The 20,617-nt window shown below is 49.4% G+C and carries 15 protein-coding genes; 8 read left to right on the top strand and 7 right to left on the bottom strand.

Annotated features, from left to right (window positions below):
- Window positions 1-37 precede the first annotated feature (37 nt).
- Genes LPA26_RS08775 through LPA26_RS08765 form a run of 3 tightly spaced genes read left to right on the top strand, consistent with a single transcriptional unit; the run spans window position 38 to window position 2,814 of the window.
- On the top strand, window positions 38-1,525 hold the full coding sequence (locus tag LPA26_RS08775) for a leucyl aminopeptidase (RefSeq protein ID WP_229008011.1): 1,488 nt from the start codon (window positions 38-40) through the stop codon (window positions 1,523-1,525).
- A 22-nt stretch (window positions 1,526-1,547) separates the two neighbouring features.
- Window positions 1,548-1,964 (top strand): DNA polymerase III subunit chi, encoded by a 417-nt coding sequence (locus tag LPA26_RS08770; RefSeq protein ID WP_229008010.1) that lies wholly within the window; start codon window positions 1,548-1,550, stop codon window positions 1,962-1,964.
- Between the two features lie 22 nt (window positions 1,965-1,986).
- Window positions 1,987-2,814: a hypothetical protein gene (locus LPA26_RS08765; protein ID WP_229008009.1), complete on the top strand. Its 828-nt coding sequence runs from the start codon at window positions 1,987-1,989 to the stop codon at window positions 2,812-2,814.
- Window positions 2,815-2,838: 24 nt separating this feature from the next.
- Here LPA26_RS08765 and xth read toward each other — a convergent pair whose 3' ends face one another.
- Window positions 2,839-3,609 carry an exodeoxyribonuclease III gene (xth, locus tag LPA26_RS08760; protein ID WP_229008008.1) on the bottom strand — a complete coding sequence of 257 codons (771 nt, stop codon included), beginning with the start codon at window positions 3,607-3,609 and terminating at the stop codon, window positions 2,839-2,841.
- Between the two features lie 196 nt (window positions 3,610-3,805).
- On the opposite strand from xth, the gene LPA26_RS08755 reads away from it, so the two are divergent.
- Both LPA26_RS08755 and LPA26_RS08750 read left to right on the top strand, forming a co-directional pair.
- The gene (locus LPA26_RS08755; protein WP_229008007.1) at window positions 3,806-4,999 is read left to right on the top strand and encodes a CynX/NimT family MFS transporter; all 1,194 of its coding nucleotides are present in this window, start codon (window positions 3,806-3,808) and stop codon (window positions 4,997-4,999) included.
- 207 nt (window positions 5,000-5,206) lie between these two features.
- Window positions 5,207-8,923 carry an EAL domain-containing protein gene (locus tag LPA26_RS08750; protein ID WP_229008006.1) on the top strand — a complete coding sequence of 1,239 codons (3,717 nt, stop codon included), beginning with the start codon at window positions 5,207-5,209 and terminating at the stop codon, window positions 8,921-8,923.
- A gap of 426 nt (window positions 8,924-9,349) precedes the next feature.
- Here LPA26_RS08750 and LPA26_RS08745 read toward each other — a convergent pair whose 3' ends face one another.
- The 4 genes from LPA26_RS08745 to dapF all read right to left on the bottom strand — a co-directional run bounded on the left by LPA26_RS08745 (window position 9,350) and on the right by dapF (window position 12,749).
- Window positions 9,350-9,934: a superoxide dismutase gene (locus LPA26_RS08745; protein ID WP_229008005.1), complete on the bottom strand. Its 585-nt coding sequence runs from the start codon at window positions 9,932-9,934 to the stop codon at window positions 9,350-9,352.
- 215 nt (window positions 9,935-10,149) lie between these two features.
- Window positions 10,150-11,031, bottom strand: a complete 882-nt coding sequence (gene xerC, locus LPA26_RS08740) for a tyrosine recombinase XerC (RefSeq protein WP_229008004.1) — start codon at window positions 11,029-11,031, stop codon at window positions 10,150-10,152.
- A 216-nt stretch (window positions 11,032-11,247) separates the two neighbouring features.
- Window positions 11,248-11,901, bottom strand: coding sequence for a DUF484 family protein (locus tag LPA26_RS08735; RefSeq protein ID WP_055830128.1), 654 nt, complete (start codon window positions 11,899-11,901; stop codon window positions 11,248-11,250).
- Between the two features lie 17 nt (window positions 11,902-11,918).
- Window positions 11,919-12,749, bottom strand: coding sequence for a diaminopimelate epimerase (dapF, locus tag LPA26_RS08730; RefSeq protein WP_055830126.1), 831 nt, complete (start codon window positions 12,747-12,749; stop codon window positions 11,919-11,921).
- Between the two features lie 165 nt (window positions 12,750-12,914).
- Here dapF and metK point away from each other — a divergent pair, with 165 nt between their 5' ends.
- The 3 genes from metK (at window position 12,915) to LPA26_RS08715 (ending at window position 16,892) form a co-directional block, all read left to right on the top strand.
- Window positions 12,915-14,078, top strand: a complete 1,164-nt coding sequence (gene metK / locus LPA26_RS08725; RefSeq protein ID WP_055830123.1) for a methionine adenosyltransferase — start codon at window positions 12,915-12,917, stop codon at window positions 14,076-14,078.
- Between the two features lie 134 nt (window positions 14,079-14,212).
- On the top strand, window positions 14,213-15,439 hold the full coding sequence (locus LPA26_RS08720) for an HD-GYP domain-containing protein (RefSeq protein ID WP_055830121.1): 1,227 nt from the start codon (window positions 14,213-14,215) through the stop codon (window positions 15,437-15,439).
- Between the two features lie 235 nt (window positions 15,440-15,674).
- Window positions 15,675-16,892 (top strand): HD-GYP domain-containing protein, encoded by a 1,218-nt coding sequence (locus tag LPA26_RS08715; protein WP_229008003.1) that lies wholly within the window; start codon window positions 15,675-15,677, stop codon window positions 16,890-16,892.
- 51 nt (window positions 16,893-16,943) lie between these two features.
- Here the strand turns inward: LPA26_RS08715 and topA are convergent, their stop codons facing one another.
- Together topA and ttcA are read right to left on the bottom strand one after the other, a co-directional pair.
- Window positions 16,944-19,535, bottom strand: a complete 2,592-nt coding sequence (topA, locus tag LPA26_RS08710) for a type I DNA topoisomerase (protein WP_229008002.1) — start codon at window positions 19,533-19,535, stop codon at window positions 16,944-16,946.
- A 110-nt stretch (window positions 19,536-19,645) separates the two neighbouring features.
- Entirely contained in the window at window positions 19,646-20,602 is a 957-nt protein-coding gene (gene ttcA / locus LPA26_RS08705) for a tRNA 2-thiocytidine(32) synthetase TtcA (RefSeq protein WP_229008001.1), read from the bottom strand.
- Window positions 20,603-20,617 lie beyond the last annotated feature (15 nt).

Below are 20,617 nucleotides of genomic sequence, written 5' to 3'. Positions count from 1 at the left end.
GCTCAAGTCACAGGCACTCGAACATAAAAGGATAAAGATGGAATTTAGCATAAAAAGCACTAGCCCGGAAAAATTGCGTACCGATTGTTTGCTGGTTGGCGTTTATGAAGGCCGCAAGCTGACTGATCTGGGCAAATCTTTGGATGAAGCAAGTGGCAAAGCGATCACACATGCGCTGAAATCCGGTGATATTGAAGGCAAGTCCGGCAGCACTTTGTTACTACGCCAATTATCCGGCATTGCCGCGAGCCGGGTGTTGCTGGTCGGCTTAGGTAAATCCGAAGAGTTCAGCCTGAGAACGTTGCGTAACGCTTTCCGCGCTGCGATTAAAGGTTTGCCAGCTGGCGTTGAGAGCGTGGCGACAGATTTTGCCGGTTTGGCGATCAAGAAATCAGATACTCAGTCAAAAGCGGCTGCGCTGGCAGAAATCGCATGGGAGTCCAGTTACCAGGTAAATGCGATCAAAGAAAAAAAAGTAGAGCCTAAGCCGCTCAAGCAGATTATGGTACTGGTCGGAAAATCCGATGTTGAAGACGCTGAAGCCGGCGTGAAACAAGGCCAGAGCGTGGGTAATGGTGTGGCGCTGGCTAAAGACCTTGGTAACCTGCCACCGAATATTTGTACGCCGACTTATCTCGGCAAGCAGGCTGAGAAGTTAGCCAAAGATTATGGTTTCAAAGTGGAGGTGCTGGAAGAAGCCGAGATTGAAAAACTCAAAATGGGTTCATTCCTCGGCGTCACACGTGGCAGTGACGAGCCACCTCGATTTATTGTGCTGCAACATTTAAAAGGCAAGAAAACGCAAAAACCGGTAGTGCTGGTTGGTAAAGGCATCACTTTTGATACCGGCGGCATTTCGCTCAAACCCGGTGCCGATATGGATGAAATGAAGTACGACATGTGCGGCGCAGCCAGTGTGCTGGGTGTGTTTAAAGCGATTGGTGAACTTGATCTGCCATTAAATGTGGTTGGCTTGATTCCAACCTGTGAAAATATGCCTAGTGGTCGCGCGACCAAACCCGGCGATGTGCTGACCAGTATGTCTGGCCTGACCATTGAAGTATTGAATACTGATGCTGAAGGGCGCCTGATTTTGTGTGATGCGCTGACATATGCCGAGCGATTTGAACCTTCTGCCGTGATTGATATTGCGACATTGACTGGTGCATGCGTCATTGCATTGGGTCATCACCCTAGCGGTTTGTTTGCCAATAATGATGCGCTGGCCAGAAAACTGCTTGATGCCGGTGAAAAAGCGCAAGACCGTGCCTGGCAGATGCCGTTATGGGACGAATACCAGGGCCAGCTGGACAGCAATTTTGCCGATATGGGCAATATCGGTGGCCGTGCCGGTGGTAGTATCACAGCGGCTTGTTTCCTGTCTCGTTTCGCCAAGAAATATGACTGGGCACACTTGGACATTGCTGGTACCGCCTGGAAATCCGGCAAGGAAAAAGGCGCTACCGGCCGTCCCGTGCCATTGCTGGTGACCTACTTGTTACAGCAGGCAACTGAAAAGGCCTGATAGGGTTAAAGATAGAAACGCTATGACCCGGGTGCGCTTTTATACCGATATTCCTGATAGGTCCAGTTTGATTGTGCACTTGGTCGAACAGGCTGTCGCGCGTCAACGGCAGGTGACTATTTACCTGGAATCACCAGTAGCGGCAGAACAGTTAAGTCACAGTTTGTGGCAGCAATCTGCGTTTATCCCCAATGTGCTAGCAGAGGCGCCACAGGCAAGCTTAACGCCGGTGTTGCTGGCCTGGTTACCGGAACATATTCGTCAGGATGACATGTTGTTCAACTGCCAGAAAGCATTGCCAAAGTTTTTCAGTCGTTTCCGGCATTTATTCGAGCTGATCGGATCGGCTGAAGATGACAAAACAGCCGGTCGCCAACGCTACGCGTTTTATCGCGACCGCGGTTACGAAATTCAGCATATGAAAATGCAGACGCAGTAAGCGCCTGTGCCAGGGAGGTAATGTGGATATCTCAGAAATTCCGGTATTAACGAAGGTGGTACAAAAAACCGCTCCAGCTGCGCTGGATATGGATGAACTAGTCGCCCAGATCAAACAGGCGCTGCTACCCGAAATTACCAATATAGTGACTAGTCAGCTCGGGCAACGTGCTTTTGAGCGAACCGTGGTCGAGCAGCAGGCATTAGCCGAATATGCTGAATCCATTCAGCAAGGGCTATCCAGGCAGGTGCAAGCGCAGGTCGGGGAAAGCATCCAGTCCGTGGAGCAGGCTTTCCGCGAAGCCATGGGCAATGTCGGTAAGCAACATCTGCAATCAGTGGAAGCTGAGGTTGCCAGGTTAACAGAAGTGCAGCAACAGTTGCTGGCAACCACTGAGCAAACCATACGTGAAGTTGCCGAAAACGCAGGCAAGCAAAAGCTGGAAGAGAAGCTGGCGCAACTGATTGAAGACCAGCAGGCGCAAATTGCGACCAAGGTACAGCAAATGCAGGAGCAGCTTGAAAAGACCATGGCGGAGCATATCCACCAGTTGCAGGAAAGCAGCAAGGACACGCTGACGACGGGTCAGGAAGCGATGGAAGCCAGGCTGGTTGAAGAATACAAGCAGACCCTGCAAACCGCCTTTGACGAATTCACCGAACAGCAAACTAGCGAATTTAAACAAAAATTCAATACCGAATTATCTTCAGTTGAAACCGAGTTGCAAGACAAAGTGCAAGGCATGGTCAATGCGCAAATGCAGGTGATTGAGGGAGAGCTGAATAAACGCCTGAAAGCCAGTATTCTGGAAGTATTACAGGGCATTAAATTCGTCATGCCCAGCGTTTAATTTTTATAGATCAGCAGTTAACTTTTAAGCATCAGCAAGCGTTAGCACCACTGGTGTATGATCACTTGGACGCTCAAGTTTGCGTGGCAGTTTGTCTATCAGGCAACTTTGGCACAATGGTTTCAGCGCGTCGCTGACCAGGATATGGTCAATGCGCAAGCCCATATTTCGGCGGAATGCTGCCATCCGGTAATCCCACCAGCTGTAATGTCCGGCTTCATCAGTAAACAAACGGAAACTGTCTGTTAAGCCTAGTGCCAACAGCTTTTGGTAGGCCTCACGCTCTTGCGGGCTGACCAGCACCTGGCCTTCCCAGGCGACCGGGTCGTGGCAGTCGCGGTCATCGGGTGCGATATTGTAATCTCCCAGCAAAGCCAGCTTTTCATGCTGCTTTAACTCATCAGTTACCCAATGATGTAATGCATTCAACCAGTTCAGTTTGTATTGAAACTTGTCTGAATCCAGTGCCTGGCCATTCACCACATAAGCGCAAATGATTCTGACGCCTTGTATGGTCGCTGCAATAATGCGTTTTTGCTCGTCGGCAAAATTTGGCAGGTCAACATGCACTTCGTTGATCGCGTGCGGGCTGATAATCGCCACACCATTGTAGGTTCTTTGCCCGTTGTGAATGGCATTGAAACCAGCCTCTTGCAAAGCGGCATAGGGAAACTTGCTGTCTTCCTGTTTGGTTTCCTGCAGGCAGAGCGCATCCGGTTGATTAGCGACCAGCCAGTCCAATACATGTGGCAGTCGTACAGTCAGCGAATTAACATTCCAGGTGGCCAGTTTCAACAGGGTTCTCCATACAACATTCATTAAAGGCAGGCATTGACATCTTGCCTTGTGCATTTTACACGACTCCTTGTCATTTTCTGGTCAAGCAAGCTTCCTCTCATTGGATCACTTTATTGCCATATCAGACAAATGGCGTATTTTGTAACGACTGACTTATCTCTATATTATTAGCTCAGTCATATGGGGAACAGGCATGAACAACGGGACGGGTAAGCAGGTGTGGTTTTCACATGGCGAATGGTGGCTGGTGCTGGCGATTGTGCTGGTGGCTATTGGGTTGCGGCCTGGCATTGTGTCCATGGGGCCAGCACTGCCCGCAATCATTGAATCATTCAGCTTAAGCCATGCCATGGCCTCAATGATGACGGCAATCCCCGATGTCCTGATGGGAGCACTGGCATTGCCAACCCCTTGGCTGGTGCGCAAGTTCGGGGTGAATAAAGTGCTGATGACCGCTTTGGGCCTGCTCAGTCTCTCAATATTCATCCGTGCTTTCGCAGGCAATAGCAGCTTGTTAATAGGTGCAACGGTGGGTGTTGGCGCAGGTATCGCGGTGGCAGGTGCTATGTTCGCGGGCATCGTGAAAGCCAGTTTCGCCTCCCGTGCAGCTTTAATCATGGGGATATATGCGACGGCATTATCACTAGGCAGTACCTTGTCTGCCGGGCTGACTGGCTGGCTGTTACAGTCCACCGGCTGGCGGATGGCGGTCGGCGTATGGGCTGTGCTAGGAGTCATTGCCATGATTGCCTGGTGGTGCGTGATACGCAAATCCGTTACTACGCAAACAACGATTGTGAGCAGCAAGTTGCGCGCAACTGATACGCGCTTGCCGTTCCGCACGCCTGTTGCCTGGTTGATCGCACTGTTTTTTGCCTGCGTGAACTTCCTGTTTTATTCTATCCTCACATGGACAGCCGCTATGTACCAGGAAAGTGGCATGCCTGCCGGTGAAGCGGGAGCCGTACTTGCCAGTTTCACCTTTTGTTTCATGTTGGCGAGCCCGATCACTGGCATGTTTAGCAGGAATCTGGACCGGCGTAGCTGGTTAGCAGCCTGCAGCCTTGTTGCCACGATAGGCCTGGCCGGAATGGCAACGCCTGGCGCATGGCCCTGGTTATGGGTACCTGTCACTGCTTTTGGGCTTGGTGGCGCATTTACATTGGCCATGACATTACCACTTGATCATACCCATACGCCCGATGCGGCAAATCGCTGGAATGCTTTCGTGCTGACAGTAGGGTATTTAATTGCCGCCAGCGGACCTTTCATTATGGGTTTACTGCACGATAAGAATGGTGATTTTGTCGGTGGCTATCAGTTACTGGTTGTTGTTTCAGCCCTCATGCTGGTATTGGCCGCCATGCTAAAACCACCGCAACCCTAAGCCGCCTACTCATCTAACTGGCTGTGGGAGAACGCGCTCCCGGAGTCACTCACTGTGGCCCGATGGCATCAAATGCATCGAATCCGCCATAAATCGCTGTCTGTTTATCCAATGTGATTGCCGGTACTTAAGGTATAAATCAGGCTGGACTTAATTACCGGCAAAATGCCCGATTACATTGCAGTGATATTGTTTTTCTAAATCCTCATGGAACGCAATTCAACCCTCTATTTATTCAGATGGCTGGTGGCTATTGTCGCGCTTGCTAATTGTGCCGTATCGAGCGCACTTGAAGACATCACACTGCAACTTAAGTGGCGGCACCAGTTTCAGTTCGCTGGTTACTATGCGGCACAGGAACAAGGCTACTATCGTGACGAAGGCCTGAACGTCAACATCATTGAAGGCAGTAAAGACCGCCCGCCAGTACAGCAGGTTCTGTCCGGACAAGCCGATTACAGTATCGGCGATGCCGAAGTGTTGGTGGCACGTATTTCAGGTAAACCGCTGGTGGCATTGGCGGCTATCTTCCAGCATTCGCCCGGTGTGTTGCTCAGCTTGCAGCAAAGTAATATTCAACATCCTAAAGACCTGGTTGGCAAACGTATCATGATGTCTACGGATGACCAGGGCGTGTTCCAATTCAAAGCCATGTTGCTAAAACAGCATCTGGATATCAAGCAGATGACCATGGTGCCGCACACCTGGCGCCTGCAGGATTTAATCGAAGGCAAAGTGGATGTGATTTCTGCGTATGCCATGGACGAGCCGGAACAGTTAAAACAAATGGGCTATTCGCCCGCGATTATCACCAACCAGTCTTATGGCGTTGATTTTTATGGTGATGTGCTGTTTACCAGTGAGCGCGAGTTGAACACGCATCCTGAACGTGTGGATGCTTTCTTGCGGGCAACCAAAAAAGGCTGGTTATATGCCCTGAGTCACCAGGAAGAAATGGCAAAGCATATTGCAGACATGCCGGGTGTTGTAAAGCGGGGCATCAACGAACAAGCGTTATTACGCGAAGCCAACATGATGCATCCCTACGTGCTCACTGAAGTGGTGCCATGGGGACATATGAACGAAGAGCGCTGGTATGCCATTGCGCAGACCCTGGCAGATTATGGATTGGTGCCTCCCTATATCGACCTCAAAGGTTTTGTATATCAGGGGGATATGCGGGTCAAACGCCCTTACATAGTATGGCTGGCGCGCGGCGTTTCCATCCTGTTACTGATACTTGGCGTCACCTTTCTATGGAATCTGCAAATCCGGCGGCAAGTGGTCAACCGGACCCAGGCATTACAGAATGAAATTGACCGTCGAACCCAGGCGGAATATTTGCTTAAAGTGGCTGGCAGTGTTGCGAAAATCGGCGGCTGGATGGTCGATATCAAGACGGGCGCCTTGCAGTGGTCTGACGAAGTGGCTGCCTTGCATGAAATGCCCCCCGGCTACTCGCCCACGGTGGAAGAGGGCGTGAATATGTTTGTGCCTCAATATCAGCCATTAATGCAAAGTGCACTGAAGAAATGCATACAAGAAGGTATTTCTTACGACCTGGAACTGGAAAAAATAACCGCGACAGGCCGCCGTTTCTGGGTGCGTGCCATGGGCCAGCCGGTGCGGGATGAAGCCGGCAACATTGTAAAACTGCAAGGCTCGTTACAGGATATTACCGACCAGAAGCAACTGGAAGCCATCAAACAAGGGCAAAACAGAATCCAGGCCATGATGCTGGCGGATGTGTCCTTGCACGAGATCCTCAATACCGCGGCGCAACTGATAGAGCTGCAATTTCAGGGTGCTTGTTGTGCCATATTGTTATTGGATAAGGAAGGCCATTTACGCCATGCTGCCTTATCAAAACTGCCCTTACCCTATACCCAGGTGATGGATGGTATCTCCCTGCCGGCCAGCCAAATCAAGACCCTTACTCAAAGCCGGGTGATTGCCAAAGAAATACATACTTATCCGTTTGGGGATGAGAATCAGGTGCTGGCTGAAACCTTTGGCTTGCAGGCCTGCTGGAGCGCACCGATATTGTCGCGGAGCTGGCATGCATTGGGTGTACTTGCAGTATACCGGCGGCACCCGCATACCCCGACGGATGTAGAAATCGATTTTGTCGAAAGCTATGCGCAAATTCTCGGCCTGGCGATTGAACGCGAGCAGTCGGATGAACAGCTCAATCTATTGCGTAGCGGAATCTCCCGGCTCAATGATATCGTGATGATTACAGAGGCGCCGGTGCAGGCGCCCATGCAACAAAAAATTGTGTTCCTGAACGAAGCGTTTACCAGAATTACCGGATCTTCACTTGAGCATTTAAGCGGTAGTTCTCCATTTGATATTTTTAATGCGGCCACACCCAAGCGTGAACTTGAAAGTATCAAACAGGCTTTCCAGCAGATGTCACCGATTACGGCGGAGGTTGTGACTAGCAATGCTGAAGGCGAAAGCGTTTCGCTAGAGATGGATGCGCTGCCCCTGCATGACCGTGGCGGGCGACATACGCATTGGGTACTGGTGTTACGCGATGTCACTGAGCGCAAACAGGCAGATGCGCAAATCCGCCAGCTGGCCTATTACGATACCATGACCGGCCTGCCTAACCGTTTGCTGCTACAGGATAAACTGGTTGCCCATCTGCGCAAAGCCGTGCGAAAAAAAACCGGGGGTGCAATACTGTTTATCGATATTGATAATTTTAAAACACTTAACGATACGCATGGACACGAGGTCGGTGATGCCTTGCTGGTGGAAGTTGCCAAGCGGATCAAAGGCTCGGTACGTCGCCTGGATACTGTCAGCCGGCTCGGTGGTGATGAATTCGTTGTGGTGCTGGATAGCTTGCACCGTGACCCGCTACAGGCGGAAAAACAGGCCAGAATAGTCTGTGAAAAAATTGTCTCAGCGTTTGAGCAACCTTTTAATTTAAATCACTACCAGCATTACACTTCGCCTAGCATAGGCGTTGCATTATTTGATTGTGATGAGCCCAGCCAGTCTGAAGAGCTATTGCGGCGGGCGGATATGGCCATGTACAAAGCCAAGGAAGCAGGCAGGAATGGTTACCAGTTCTTTGACACGCTGATGGAAACCGAATTACTGCATCGCGTTGCCATGGAAGCCGATTTACATATTGCGATCGAAGAGCAACAGTTCCTGCTGCATTTCCAGCCGCAATATAACCAGCAGCACGCTATTGTCGGTGCCGAGGCACTGATCAGATGGCAGCATCCTGAACGCGGCCTGATTATGCCTAACCAGTTTGTGACCATGGCTGAAAGCTCGGGGCAAATCGTGGAGATCGGTCATTGGGTATTACAAAAAGCCTGCCAGATATTGCTGGAGTGGTCTGCCCATGAACAATTAAGTTCATTGGTGCTGTCGGTGAATGTCAGCCCGAAACAGTATTTGCAGCCAGACTTTGTGCAACAAGTGCAACGCATGGTGGTCGAGACCGGTATCCAGCCGGGCAGGCTAAAACTTGAGTTAACGGAAAGCATGCTGGTAGACAATGTGGAAGACATTATTGCTAAAATGACCGCCTTGCGCGAAGTGGGCGTATGTTTCTCTCTGGATGATTTCGGTACCGGTTACTCATCGTTGTCTTATCTGAAACGCTTGCCGTTTGACCAGCTAAAAATTGATCAATCGTTCGTGCGTGACATGCTCAATGACAGTGATTACGAAAGCATCGTCAATGCGGTTATTTCATTAGGGCACAGTTTGCAGCTGGAAGTGTTAGCCGAAGGGGTGGAAACGGAAGCACAGTTACGCGTGTTAAAAAAACTCGGTTGCCAGATGTTCCAGGGTTACTATTTTACACGGCCGCTAGCGATGGAATTGTTTGAGCGGTGGGTAATTCATGATGCTGGCAACTCTGCGCAGGATATTACTGAAGCTGAGATGCTTTGAATGAATCCCGCGAGTCAGTGAAACACCAATATTGATTGCGATTACTTTTTTGCAAAAGTCGATTTTTTCCAGGTATAGGTCCCGCAAGTAATCAGATACAGAATGGCTGAAAAGATATTGAGCACCGGTACCATGCTGCGGAATGCCAAAAAGAATGCTTTGCCCAATGCGTGTTTAAGGGTATCGAATTCACAGTTGCGGAATTCAATCAAAGACCCGATTGCGGAGATGAATAAAGGTACCAAATAAAAAGCAGAAAGTATTTTGAAGTCCATGTTTTGATTCTATTCTGGTTACAAAAAGTCTCACATCAATGCACAGCCATTGGCTTGCTCTTCATATTCCGGTGAATCGGTAATTATTCAATAGCTTAACAAAAAAGCCTCTAAAAAATTTAGAGGCTTTTAAGGCTGAGTTGCTTAGCGATTATGCGGCAAAGTTTTTAGCTGCAAATTCCCAGTTAACCAGGTTTGCCAGGAAAGTCTCTACAAATTTTGGACGCGCATTACGGTGATCGATATAGTAAGCATGTTCCCAAACGTCGATAGTCAGCAATGCTTTGTCGCCTGTGGTCAGCGGTGTGCCCGCAGCACCCATATTAACGATATCCACTGAACCATCCGCTTTTTTCACTAACCAGGTCCAGCCGGAACCGAAGTTACCCACAGCAGATGTCTGGAATGCTTTTTTGAATTCTTCATAAGAACCCCATTTGGCTTTAATGGCATCTGCCAAAGCGCCTGTTGGTTCACCGCCACCGTTAGGTGTGAGGCAGTTCCAGAAAAAGGTATGGTTCCAGATTTGTGCGGAGTTGTTATAAATGCCGCCGGAAGATTTCTTAATGATGTCTTCCAGGCTCAGGCTTTCAAACTCAGTGCCTTTGATCAGGTTGTTCAAGTTAGTCACATAAGCCTGGTGGTGCTTGCCATAGTGATATTCAAAGGTTTCTTCAGACATGTGTGGCGCCAATGCATCTTTAGCAAATGGTAGTGGTGGTAAGGTATGTTCCATGGTGTTTCCTTTTTTATGGTGTGTTGAATTAAGCGGTCTTGAAAAAAATCTTTATTGAAATTGCATTATTGAAACGCTGGTTTTTTTTAAAGTAATGACCTTCAGGTGATGTTTAGAACCACGTGACAGGAAAAGGTTTACCGATTTCGAAGTATTTTGCCATAGTTTAAGGTCCAGCAAAACCTTGCATTGCGATATACAGACGGTCGAACGGCTTATTTCTTGCGCGCACGCGGGTGCGCAGCATCATAAGTTTTGCTCAGATGCTGGAAGTCAAGATGGGTATACACCTGTGTGGTGCTGATATTGGCATGGCCCAGCATTTCCTGCACAGCACGTAAATCACCGCTACTTTGCAACACATCGCTGGCAAAACTGTGGCGCAGCATGTGCGGGTGCACATGGTTGTGCAAACCTTGTTTGATCGCCCAATCTTTGACCCGCATTTCTATCGTGCGGCCATGAATACGGCGACCTTGCTGACTGATAAAGACCGCGGTTTCGGAAGGTCTTTTACTTAGCCAAAGTGGGCGCACACTCAGCCATGCATGGAGGGCTGATATGGCTTTGCTGCCGAGTGGCACCATACGGGTTTTATTGCCTTTACCAATGACGGTAACCACACCTTCCTGTAAATCCAGCCGCTCGATGTCTAGCCCGACCACTTCGCTTAAACGTAAACCTGAAGAATAGAACAGCTCCAGCATGGCACGATCGCGTACCACAATCGGGCTATCACCTTCCAGTTCGACCAGCTTGCTGGTCTGTTCGATAGAGAGTGCATGTGGCAATGTTTTCGGTGATTTAGGTGCACGCAAACCGATGACGGGATTGGACGGGAATTGATGATGCAGAACCAGGTAATGGAAAAACCCACGCCAGCTGGAGAGGATGCGGGCGATGCTGCGGCCACTTAACCCTTGACTGTGCAAACTGGCAATATTGCGGCGTATGAGTTGTGGGGTGAGTGTTTTCAGGTCTTGCGCATGTTGCTTCATTAGCAGGGCAATATCGCGTTGATAATTATTACGGGTATTCTCACTTAAGCCGCGCTCAAAATGGAGGAAGTCCAGATAGTCATCGAGCATTTCATGCATGATAGAACCCTGGTGCCGGCCAGCATAAGCTTGCCGCAAAAAATGCAGTGAACATGGGGTACAGCTTGCGGATACAGAAGCGCGGAGGATTAAAAGTAGGGAGGTGAGAACTGCAGGTACCGCGCAACGCAATTATTTGCATGCGCGGCAATATTGGCTTTACGCTGACAATTGCCGCAAGAATATGCCTCTTGGCGGAAACCTCAGCGGGGGCTTTCATATGATGTATCTGGCAAGCGAGGCGCTGACCAGCTCCCCGATCCGGTTTAAAAATAAGGTACCCATGCCGGCATAAAAACGGCTGCGCTGTTCACTAGGAATCGCCAGCAGGCCAAAAGTGACGTCCTGATAGCGCATCGGAATCACTGCCAGTGAGGCCGGAGATTCGGTAAACCAGCCTGCGATGTCCATGGTGGGCAGGGTGCCGCAGTAGGGCTGGCTCAAATCCTTGGCCCAGTTTTTCAGTGAATCTTCAGCGGTGATGAAAATATCATCCGCGGTATGGCTTTCGTTCTCCCAAAGCCGTAATCGTGCATTCGGCAACTGAAAGTGGGTAGCAAGAAACTCCACCAGATGTGCATGCAGTGCCGGAACATCTTTGGCAAACAATAAGCCCAGGGTTAATTCATGCACCTTATTGGCGGTGGCTTCATTTTCTTCAGCGGTCAGGATCAGCTCAGTAAAGCGTGATTCCAAAACCCGGATTTTGTCGCGTTGGGCAATTTGCTGGCGTTCAGCCAGTGAAATAGTGCCTTTGCCATGCGGGCTTGGTAAAAACAGCTCGGCCAGCAGGTGCGCATGACTTTCGAAAAAGTCGGGGTGCGCCTTGAGATAGAGTTTAATATCGTTTTCGTTAATGCTGTCTTCCATTATGCTTCTGTCATTTCTTAAATTTCAATTTCGCCTTCAAAAACGATATCTGCCGGACCTGTCATCATGACCGGGCTCTGGCCGCCATCCCATTTAATGGTCAGTATGCCGCCACGGGTGTGCACTTTCACCGGGCTTTGCAAGGTGCCCAACTGGATACCGCTGACTGCCGCGGCACAAGCACCGGTGCCGCAAGCCAGGGTTTCACCGCTGCCACGTTCGTAAACGCGCAAGTTGATTTCATGTTCGTTTAATACCTGCATAAAGCCGGCATTCACGCGTTGCGGAAAGCGCGGGTGAGATTCTATCTGCGGGCCTAGCAGTGCCACTTCCGCAGTATGCACATTATCCACCAGCATCACCGCGTGCGGATTGCCCATGGAGACAGCGCTGATAGTGACTGTGTCTTCATCTAATGGTAACTCGTAAGCAGTCGCCTCTGCATCTGCCTCAAACGGAATTTGTGCCGGAGAAAATCTTGGTGCGCCCATATTCACGGTGACCTGGCCATCTTCCTGCAAGGTCAGGGTCAGGATGCCGCTCGCGGTTTCCACTTTAATTTCACGTTTGTCGGTCAGGCCTTTGTCCACCACAAAACGGACAAAACAACGGGCGCCATTGCCGCATTGCTCGACTTCGCTACCGTCAGCATTAAAAATACGGTAGCGGAAATCTATGCCAGGCGTAGCGGTAGTTTCGACCATTAATAGCTGGTCACAACCAACACCGAAAAAGCGGTTCGCAATCTGCTGGATTTGCGTATGTGATAAATGAACAGGCGTTTGAGTCGCATCAATGACCACAAAGTCATTACCTGCACCCTGCATTTTGGTGAATCTGAGTTTCATGGCTTGAAATGATACTCCAACAACCCGTGCTGTGGCAGCTTGCAGGCAACATTTATTCCGTTAACCAGGCAAACTCGGGTAGAATCTTTCTTCCTTTTAGATGCCGGCTTCAGCCTTTAGTCGGTGTCATTGATCAACCACTTTTACTTTTCAAGGCGTCAAACAATGAGTGAATATCTTTTTACTTCGGAATCCGTTTCCGAAGGCCATCCCGATAAATTAGCTGATCAGGTTTCCGATAGCATTCTGGATGCAATTCTTGAACAAGACCCCACTGCACGCGTAGCTGCTGAAACACTGGCTAATACCGGCCTGATCGTCCTCGCAGGCGAAATCACCACTAGCGCCAATGTCGATTACATTAAAGTCGCGCGCGATGCGGTGAAGCGTATCGGCTATGACAATACCGATTACGGTATCGACTATAAGGGTTGTGCAGTACTGGTAGCTTACGATAAACAATCTCCTGACATTGCCCAGGGCGTGGATAATGCAAATGATGATCCGCTGGATCAGGGTGCAGGCGACCAGGGCCTGATGTTTGGTTATGCGGTGAATGAAACGCCACAACTGATGCCATTGCCAATCTGGCTAAGCCATCGTGTGATGGAGCGCCAGTCGCAATTACGTAAAGATGGCCGTTTGCCATGGTTGCGTCCGGATGCCAAATCACAAGTGACCATTCAATATGTAGATGGCAAGCCGCACAAGATTGATACCGTGCTGGTGTCTACCCAACACGCTCCCGAGATGTCACTGGAAGCCATCCGTGAAGCGGTGATTGAAGAAATCATCAAGCCAACATTACCTGCTGAACTGATCAAAGGCGAGATTAAATTCCTGGTCAACCCGACTGGCCGTTTTGTCATCGGTGGCCCACAAGGTGATTGCGGCCTGACTGGCCGTAAAATTATCGTAGATACTTACGGCGGCGCAGCGCCTCACGGAGGTGGTGCTTTCTCTGGTAAAGATCCTTCCAAGGTAGACCGTTCAGCAGCGTATGCGGGCCGTTATGTAGCCAAAAATATCGTAGCGGCTGGCCTGGCAGACAAATGCCTGGTACAGGTCAGCTACGCCATTGGTGTGGCACAACCGACTTCCATCATGGTGGAAACCTACGGCACCGGCAAAATTGCGGATGAAAAATTGACGCAATTGGTGCGTGAGCATTTCGATTTGCGTCCAAAAGGCATTGTGAAAATGCTGGATCTGTTGCGCCCGATTTACAGCAAAACCGCTGCTTATGGCCACTTTGGCCGTGATGAGCCGGAATTCACCTGGGAAGCCACTGATAAAGCGGCCCAATTGCGCGCGGCTGCCGGATTGTAATATTGCCAGTAAAGCATTGATACAAAAAGTAATTTTAAAGAGGGCTTTTAGCCCTCTTTTTTTTCGATTTCCTGTCGATATCAAGCGTAAGATGATGAGTATTAAGTAAAAAGAGTAAAACAACAGCGGGCAGTATGTTAAAAACAATCGCCGTCAACCAGGTAAGAATCGGGATGTATATCCATGAACTGAAAGGTCCATGGATGGATCACCCTTTCTGGCGTACCAAGTTTGTGCTCAAAGATGAAATGGACCTGCTCAAACTCAAGGGCAGCGCGCTGAAGCAGGTTGTGATTGATACCAAGCGCGGACTGGATGTGTTGCCTGAGCCCGAAGTGCTTGCGCCTCCATTGACAGATAAAGAACTGGCCCTGCTTGAACTGGAGAGCCAGGCTGTTGAAGAAGAGCTGAAGCAGGTCAAACAGGCACCTTTGGATTCAGAACATCGCAAGGCGGCCAAAATCATTCAGGCTTCACGCCGTGAAATCATGTCCATGTTTAAAGATTTACGCATGGGCAAAGTGATAGAGCCAGAAAATGTCATGCCGCTGGTAGAGGAGATATCAGCCTCGGTCACCCGCAATACGCATGCTTTAATCAGCCTGGTGCGTTTGAAAACGGCAGACGATTACACCTATATGCACTCAATTGCAGTGAGTGCCTTAATGACTAATCTGGCCAAAGAACTCAAATTGTCAGACATCGAAGTCAAGCAGGCCGGGTTGGCGGGGCTGATGCATGATATGGGTAAAGCCGAAGTGCCATTACAGATTCTGAACAAACCAGGTTCATTAACCGATAACGAGTTTGATGTCATTCGTCAGCATCCACAAAATGGCTATGACATGCTGCTGAAAGCGAACATAACTGACCCTGTCACGCTGGACGTCTGTCTGCATCACCATGAAAAGATGGATGGCAGCGGTTATCCAGGCCATTTATCGGGCGAAAATATCAGCATGTATGCCAGGATGGGTGCGATCTGCGATGTGTATGATGCCATCACTTCGGCACGTGCCTACAAACCCGGATGGGAGCCAGGCATTGCCCTTAAACGCATGGCTTCATGGACTGGTCACTTCGACCCGGTGCTACTGGAAGCTTTTGTTAAAAGCATGGGTATTTACCCGATAGGCACTGTCGTCATGCTTAAATCTGGCCGTCTCGCGGTAGTGGTACGCCAATCGCCTGAAAGTTTGCTAACGCCGGTCGTGAAAGCATTTTTCTCTACCAAGTCGCTGGTGCATATCCCGGTGGAGGAAATTGATTTAGCCAGGCCAGGGGCGGATGAAATTGTCAGCAATGAATCTGCAGTGAGCTGGGGTATTGGTAATATCGAGCATCTGTGGGCTACGCATTAAACAAAAGCACTTTTATTTGAGCCCTTCCAAATTTTCTAATTTCCTTCTTATCATTTACAGCTAGGTTGCTGACAAAGTAATTCCTCAGCCTGTGGTCAAAGTTTGAATCAATAATTGCTATAAAAAACATTCATGTAAAAATAATTTTCCAGATCACTTTTAGCCCTCTTTCTTCTCAATTTTCAGGTATTAATAGTCGTTAAGATATAAGCAATCAAGAGAGGTTGATTGGCTTATGCTAAAAACTGTTTTAGTTAAAGATGTGCGATTGGGGATGTACATCCATGAACTGAAAGGTGCGTGGATAAATCATCCTTTCTGGCGCAGGCATTTTGTCCTCAAAGACCCGGATGATCTGCAAAAGCTCCAGGAAAGCCTGGTTTGCGAAGTCGTGATTGATCTCAGCCAGGGTTTGGATGTGTTGCCACCATCACCTTCAGAAGCCGAACTTGTATGCGATAAAAGTAAAAATGAAGCTGCTGAGCGGCGTGTATCTGCGAAAAAGTTTAAGCAGGTGACGGTGGATGAAGAACAGTCTCAGGCCGCGAAAATTATCGCGTCTTCGCGACACGAAATTGAATCCATGTTCTCCGACCTACGTATGGGGAAAGCGATTCAGGTCAAGACCGTGCTGCCTATCGTTGAGGAAATTTCGGCATCAGTTAGCCGCAATATGCACGCCCTCGTCAGTTTGGTGCGCCTGAAAACAATCGACGATTGTACCTATATGCATTCCATCGCTGTCTGTGCACTGATGACGGCCCTGGCGCGAGCGCTAGAGTTGTCTGAAACTGAGGTGAAGCAAGCTGGCTTGGCGGGTTTAATGCATGATGTTGGCAAGGCCGGCATTCCTTTGGAGATTCTGAATAAACCTGGTGCGTTGACGGAGCAAGAATTTGAGGTGGTTCGCCATCACCCAAAACTGGGCCACGATATGTTGATAAAAGCCGATATTACTGATCCGGCGACACTGGAAGTTTGCCTGCACCATCATGAAAAGATGGATGGCAGCGGATATCCCGAAAAGCTTGTTTCGGATCAAATCGGTCTGTTTGCTAAGATGGGGGCAGTGTGCGATGTGTATGATGCCGTGACCTCAACCCGTCCTTATAAACCGGCGTGGGAGCCGGGTATCGCACTCAAGCGGATGGCCAACTGGCAAGGTCACTTTGATATGGATATCTTAAAAGCGTTTGTCAAAAGCCTGGGTATTTATCCGATTGGTACAGTGGTGATCCTGAAATCCGGGCTTTTGGCTGTCGTCGTACGCCAGGCACCTGCCAGCCTGTTGAAACCGGTGGTGAAAGCGTTTTTCTCAACCAAGTCCAAGCTCTATATTCCCGTGATGGAACTGGATTTGTCCAAAGGCATGGATGAGATTGTAGGGAACGAATCTGCGGAGACCTGGGGGCTGGGTAATGTAGACCATTTATGGGCGATTCCCACCAAATAAAAAAGGAGCCAAGGCTCCTTTTTTTTAATGTTTCACAGTTTCTTTTTTGTACTATTCCGCTGTTTTCTTCGTTCGCTTGGCTGCGGGTTTGGTAGTGGTCGCTTTGGTAGCGGCTTTTTTAGCTGGCGCTTTTGCAGTTGATGTTTTCGCTGCCGGTGCTTTTTTGGCCGATGTTTTTCTGCCCGTCGTTTTGCCACCGCCTTTAGCAGCTTTCTCCGTCAGTAATTCCAACGCTTGTTCTATGGTCAGCTCTTCCGGCGTCACGCTTTTCGGCAAAGTTGCGCGTATGCCATTGTGTTGTACATAAGGTCCAAAACGGCCAGAAAATACTTCTACCCTGCCTTCGCCGGAAGGATGGGCACCTAAATCTGCCAATACCGCCGGCCCACTGGCGGCAGCCAATAGTGCAACTGCGCCTTCAAGGTTGATGCCAAAAACGCTTTCGCTCTTGGGGATGGATTTGAACTTGCCATCGTGATTCACATACGGGCCAAAACGACCAATATTAGCAATGATTTTCTTGCCAGTTTCCGGATGGGTACCCAGGTCACGCGGCAGGCTTAATAGCATGGTTGCCGTATCGATATTCACCTGACTCAGCGGAATCTCTTTCGGAATGCTCACGCGTTTAGGTTTTTTCTTCTCACCCTCAACTGGCAAGCCTACTTGCAGATAAGGGCCATATGGACCATTCATCAGGTAAATATCTTTGCTGGTTTCAGCATCCTGACCGATGACTACCGGTTCGCTGGCAGCATTTGCTTCGCCATCAATACTGCGTTTGTAATCACATTTTGGCGTGGCGTTGTAGCCAGTACAGCCAATAAAACTGCCATAGCGGCTGAGTTGTTTTTGCAACTGGCGGCCGCATTTTGGACATAGTTCGTCGATTAACTCGTTACCAGGGCGTTCAACATCCGCCTTGCCCAGAATCTGCTGGTTAAACCCTTGCCAGAATTTATCCATGACCGGTATCCAGTCCAGGTTACCTTCAGCGATTTCATCTAGCTCGTTTTCCAGTTTGGCCGTGAAATCGTAATCAACGTATTGGGTGAAGTGTTCAGTCAGGAACTTGTTGACCACGCGACCGACATCAGTTGGCGTAAAGCGCTTTTTATCCAGGATCACGTACTCGCGGTCTTGCAAGGTCGAGATGATGCTGGCGTAGGTGGAAGGGCGGCCGATGCCGTATTCTTCCAGTGCTTTCACCAGGCTGGCTTCCGAATAGCGTGGTGGTGGTTCGGTAAAGTGTTGTTCACCAAAGATTTTTTCTACGGTCAGCACTTCACCGGTTTCCAGATGCGGCAATTTTGCCTCTGCATCTTCATCATCCTTGTCGTCATCCTTGCCTTCCATATATACGGCAATAAAGCCCGGGAAGATCAGGGTCTGGCCACTGGCGCGGAATAGTGTCGCATCGCTGCCAACAGCCAGGTCAACACTGACGGCATCATATTTTGCCTGGGTCATCTGGCACGCCAGCGTACGTTTCCAGATCATTTCATACAATTTGAATTGTTCGTCATTCAGGTACTGACGCACACTGGCGGGGCTGCGGGTAATGTCAGTCGGACGAATCGCCTCATGTGCCTCTTGTGCATTTTTAGCCTTGGTTTTGTACATGATAGGAGATTTTGGCAGGTAGTCCGCATCAAAATTCTTTTTCACATACTCACGAATTTGCATCACCGCTTCAGCCGCCAGGCTGAAAGAGTCGGTACGCATATAGGTAATCAAACCAACTGTGCCGCTACCCACATCCATACCTTCATAGAGCTGCTGGGCTACACGCATGGCGCGACTGGTAGTAAAGCCTAACTTACGGACTGCTTCCTGTTGCAGTGTTGAAGTAGTAAACGGGGCAGCAGGGCTACGGCTACGCTGTTTCTTCTCAACGCGGGTAACAGTGGTTTTGCCAGCGGAAGCCAGTAAAAGCTTGCCGACAATATCTGCCTGCTGGTCATGCTGGGTGACTGTGAATTGTTCAACTTTCTGGCCATTCAGTTGCACCAGCTTGGCATCAAATCCGTGCGCATGCTTGAGCGCACTCATATGAATGCTCCAGTATTCCTGGCTGGTAAACGCTTCGATTTGCAGTTCGCGTTCAACAATCAGTCTCAACGCCGGGCTTTGTACGCGGCCGGCAGACAAGCCGCGGCGGATTTTTTTCCAAAGTAATGGCGATAAATTAAAGCCAACCAGGTAATCCAGCGCACGGCGCGCTTGCTGTGCATTGACCAGATCCATCGAGATGTCACGCGGATGATCGATCGCGTGTTTCACCGCCGTTTGCGTGATCTCGTTAAATTCTACCCGTTTGACCAGCTTGTTCTTGGTCAGGTTTTTTTCCGCCAGGATCTCGGCAATATGCCAGGAAATGGCCTCCCCTTCGCGGTCCGGGTCGGTCGCCAGGTAAATGCTGTCTGCATTTTTAACTGCTTTGGCAATCGCGTCTACATGTTTGCTGTTGCGATCAATGATGTCGTACTTCATCGCAAATTGCTGTGTGGGATCCACAGCCCCGTTTTTCGGGATCAGGTCGCGCACATGCCCGTACGAAGCCAATACCTTAAATTCGCTACCCAGATATTTCTCGAGTGTCTTGGCTTTTGACGGGGATTCAACGATAAGCAGTTTTGACATTAGGTGGTGTACATAAGAGTTGGCTAGATAATAGCAAGCGTTCCAGCGAATAGACAACCTATCCTTGTGGAAAGTCCATATTTTTTAAAACTTCCCGGCATGTAATGTGCTTATTCTTCAGCCGTGACTGAAACAGGGAAAGGTTTACGCGCAAATTCAATGCGTTTTTCATCCTGGGTGGCAATGGTCAGTGCCATCTCACTAGCCGCAAACTTTTCCTGTTCAAACTTTTGATGATCAAACATCGGGTCTTCATCTTCTTCCCTGGACTGGCTCAAATGCTTGAAATCATACAAATCAAAGTCGGCCAGATGCGAAGGTTCTACATTGCCTATCGCGCGAAAAATATTGTTGATGCGCCCTGGCTGCTCGCGTTCCCAGTTGTTCAGCATATCCTTGATTTTTTGCCGTTGCAGATTTTCCTGGCTACCGCACAAGTCGCACGGAATGATAGGAAACTGCATGCCGCGGGCATAGGCTGCAATATCTTTTTCCGCACAATATGCCAGCGGACGGATCACCATAAATTCGCCACGGTTGGTCGCGAGTTTTGGCGGCATTGCCTTCATTTTTGCGCCATAAAACATATTCAGGAACAAGGTCTGTACAATGTCATCCCTGTGATGCCCCAGTGCAATTTTGGTCGCACCCAATTGCTGTGCAGTGGTATAGATAATGCCGCGACGCAAGCGTGAACACAGGCTGCAAGTGGTTTTACCCTCGGGGATTTTCTCTTTGACAATAGAGTAAGTGTCCGCCTCGACAATACGGAAATCCACACCCAGTTTCTCAAAGTAGGCCGGTAAAATGTCCGCCGGGAAACCTGGCTGTTTCTGGTCCAGGTTCATCGCAATCAGTTTGAAATTAATAGGCGCACGCTCTTGCAAGGCCAGCAAAATCATCAGCATGGCATGGCTGTCCTTGCCACCGCTCATGCAGACTAGCACAGTGTCACCATCTTCAATCATGTTGTAATCGCCAATGGCTTTACCGGTAGCGCTGATCAACTGATTGCGCAGTTTTAGAAAGTTTTGGCTAACGCCCTCAGGGTAGTGTTTGATCTTCATAGGCGCGCATTATAG

Source organism: Methylophilus sp. Leaf408 (genome assembly GCF_916856905.1).
In the GTDB taxonomy this organism is placed as follows: domain Bacteria; phylum Pseudomonadota; class Gammaproteobacteria; order Burkholderiales; family Methylophilaceae; genus Methylophilus.
The sequence above is the reverse complement of the archived record's forward strand: the minus strand, read 5'-3'. Positions and strand labels throughout refer to the sequence as shown.

What these genes read in the sequence shown, in the direction of transcription:
- ttcA (WP_229008001.1), bottom strand. Translation starts at nt 20,602, where the DNA reads ATGAAGATCAAACACTACCCTGAGGGCGTTAGCCAAAACTTTCTAAAA.
- LPA26_RS08755 (WP_229008007.1), top strand. Translation starts at nt 3,806, where the DNA reads ATGAACAACGGGACGGGTAAGCAGGTGTGGTTTTCACATGGCGAATGG.
- LPA26_RS08735 (WP_055830128.1), bottom strand. Translation starts at nt 11,901, where the DNA reads ATGGAAGACAGCATTAACGAAAACGATATTAAACTCTATCTCAAGGCG.
- LPA26_RS08750 (WP_229008006.1), top strand. Translation starts at nt 5,207, where the DNA reads ATGGAACGCAATTCAACCCTCTATTTATTCAGATGGCTGGTGGCTATT.
- LPA26_RS08770 (WP_229008010.1), top strand. Translation starts at nt 1,548, where the DNA reads ATGACCCGGGTGCGCTTTTATACCGATATTCCTGATAGGTCCAGTTTG.
- topA (WP_229008002.1), bottom strand. Translation starts at nt 19,535, where the DNA reads ATGTCAAAACTGCTTATCGTTGAATCCCCGTCAAAAGCCAAGACACTC.
- dapF (WP_055830126.1), bottom strand. Translation starts at nt 12,749, where the DNA reads ATGAAACTCAGATTCACCAAAATGCAGGGTGCAGGTAATGACTTTGTG.
- LPA26_RS08715 (WP_229008003.1), top strand. Translation starts at nt 15,675, where the DNA reads ATGCTAAAAACTGTTTTAGTTAAAGATGTGCGATTGGGGATGTACATC.
- metK (WP_055830123.1), top strand. Translation starts at nt 12,915, where the DNA reads ATGAGTGAATATCTTTTTACTTCGGAATCCGTTTCCGAAGGCCATCCC.
- LPA26_RS08775 (WP_229008011.1), top strand. Translation starts at nt 38, where the DNA reads ATGGAATTTAGCATAAAAAGCACTAGCCCGGAAAAATTGCGTACCGAT.
- LPA26_RS08720 (WP_055830121.1), top strand. Translation starts at nt 14,213, where the DNA reads ATGTTAAAAACAATCGCCGTCAACCAGGTAAGAATCGGGATGTATATC.
- xerC (WP_229008004.1), bottom strand. Translation starts at nt 11,031, where the DNA reads ATGCATGAAATGCTCGATGACTATCTGGACTTCCTCCATTTTGAGCGC.
- LPA26_RS08745 (WP_229008005.1), bottom strand. Translation starts at nt 9,934, where the DNA reads ATGGAACATACCTTACCACCACTACCATTTGCTAAAGATGCATTGGCG.